Annotated in this window: 2 protein-coding genes; both read left to right on the top strand. The window is 53.9% G+C overall.

All coding sequences use genetic code 11. From position 1 onward, the window contains the following. The first annotated feature begins 86 nt into the window (after positions 1 to 86). Positions 87 to 1,109 carry an IS21 family transposase gene (gene istA, locus ACI2JR_RS28225; protein WP_462480101.1) on the top strand — a complete coding sequence of 341 codons (1,023 nt, stop codon included), beginning with the start codon at positions 87 to 89 and terminating at the stop codon, positions 1,107 to 1,109. Beyond that, a complete protein-coding gene (gene istB, locus ACI2JR_RS28220; protein WP_141874859.1) occupies positions 1,106 to 1,888 on the top strand; it encodes an IS21-like element ISSen3 family helper ATPase IstB in 783 nt (260 codons plus the stop codon). The genes istA and istB overlap by 4 nt, the downstream gene beginning before the upstream one ends. The last annotated feature ends 66 nt before the right edge of the window (positions 1,889 to 1,954 follow it).

Raw genomic sequence — 1,954 nt, 5'->3', positions numbered from 1 at the left:
TGTTACCAACGGTGCGAAAGTGATCCATATCCGACGCCTGAAATTAGATCCAGGGGTTAATCTGCTCTCCTGATTCGGGAGAGCTTATGGTCACTTTTGAGACAGTTATGGAAATTAAGATCCTGCATAAGCAGGGTATGAGCAGCCGGGCGATCGCCAGAGAACTGGGTATCTCCCGCAACACCGTAAAGCGTTATCTACGTGCGCAGTCTGAGCCGCCAAAATATACGCCGCGTCCCGCAGCCACTTCACTCCTGGATGAATACCGGGACTATATTCGACAACGCATCGCCGATGCCCATCCTTATAAAATCCCTGCGACGGTCATCGCCCGCGAGATCACGGAGCAGGGTTATCGTGGTGGCATGACCATCCTGAGAGAGTTCATACGTTCACTTGCTATCCCTCAGGAACAGGAGCCCGTCGTGCGCTTCGAAACAGAGCCAGGACGACAGATGCAGGTTGACTGGGGAACCATGCGTAATGGCAAATCACCACTTCATGTGTTCGTTGCCGTTCTGGGGTTCAGCAGAATGCTGTACATCGAGTTCACTGATAATATGCGCTACGACACCCTGGAAGAATGCCACCGTAATGCGTTCAGCTTCTTCGGTGGCGTACCGCATGAAGTGCTCTACGACAATATGAAAACGGTCGTGTTACAGCGCGATGCTTACCGGGCCGGGCAACACCGGTTCAACCCTTCACTGTGGCAGTTCGGCAAAGAGATGGGCTTCTCTCCCCGGCTGTGCCGCCCCTTCAGAGCACAGACTAAAGGCAAGGTGGAGCGGATGGTGCAGTATACCCGCAACAGCTTCTACATCCCGCTTATGACTCGCCTGCGTCCGCTGGGGATCACCGTCGATGTTGAAACAGCCAACCGCTACGGCCTGCGCTGGTTGCACGATGTTGCTAACCAGCGCAGGCACGAAACAATCCAGACCCGTCCCTGCGATCGCTGGATAGAAGAGCAGCAGTCCATGCTGGCTCTACCGCCGGTGAAAAGACAGTATGACGTGCCCGTAGAAGAAAGCCTGGAGACCTTCGACAGGCAGCCACTGCATCACCCGCTGTCCATCTATGACACGTTCTGCAGAGGAGCCGCATGATGGTGGAACTGCAACATCAACGGCTGATGGTGCTTGCCGAACAGCTGCAACTGGACAGTCTGATCAGCGCAGCGCCAGCCCTGTCACAGCAGGCAGTGGATCAGGAATGGAGTTACATGGACTTCCTGGAGCATCTGCTTCACGAAGAGAAACTGGCCCGGCATCAGCGTAAACAGGCAATGTATACCCGGATGGCGGCCTTCCCGGCAGTGAAAACGTTCGAAGAATATGACTTCACCTTCGCCACCGGTGCGCCGCAGAAGCAGATCCAGTCGCTGCGTTCACTGAGCTTCATAGAGCGCAACGAAAACATCGTACTGCTGGGGCCGTCCGGTGTGGGTAAAACTCATCTGGCTATAGCAATGGGCTACGAAGCTGTACGTGCAGGTATCAAGGTACGCTTCACAACAGCGGCGGATCTGTTGCTTCAGCTGTCCACAGCGCAACGCCAAGGCCGTTATAAAACAATGCTTCACCGTGGCGTAATGGCGCCGAAGCTACTCATCATCGATGAAATAGGCTATCTGCCGTTCAGTCAGGAAGAGGCAAAGCTGTTCTTCCAGGTCATCGCCAAACGTTACGAAAAGAGCGCGATGATCCTGACATCGAACCTGCCGTTCGGGCAGTGGGATCAGACGTTCGCCGGTGATGCAGCACTGACGTCGGCGATGCTGGACCGGATCTTACACCACTCACACGTTGTTCAAATAAAAGGAGAAAGCTATCGACTGAAACAAAAACGAAAGGCCGGGGTTATCGCTGAAGCTAATCCTGAGTAAAACGGTGGATCAATATTAGACCGTCGGTGGAGATGTAAGTGGATCACTTTTTAACCGTCGTTGACA

The sequence above is a fragment of the Klebsiella sp. NPDC088457 genome (genome assembly GCF_044900465.1).
GTDB lineage: Bacteria > Pseudomonadota > Gammaproteobacteria > Enterobacterales > Enterobacteriaceae > Klebsiella.
The sequence above is the reverse complement of the archived record's forward strand: the minus strand, read 5'-3'. Positions and strand labels throughout refer to the sequence as shown.

What these genes read in the sequence shown, in the direction of transcription:
- istA (WP_462480101.1), top strand. Translation starts at nt 87, where the DNA reads ATGGTCACTTTTGAGACAGTTATGGAAATTAAGATCCTGCATAAGCAG.
- istB (WP_141874859.1), top strand. Translation starts at nt 1,106, where the DNA reads ATGATGGTGGAACTGCAACATCAACGGCTGATGGTGCTTGCCGAACAG.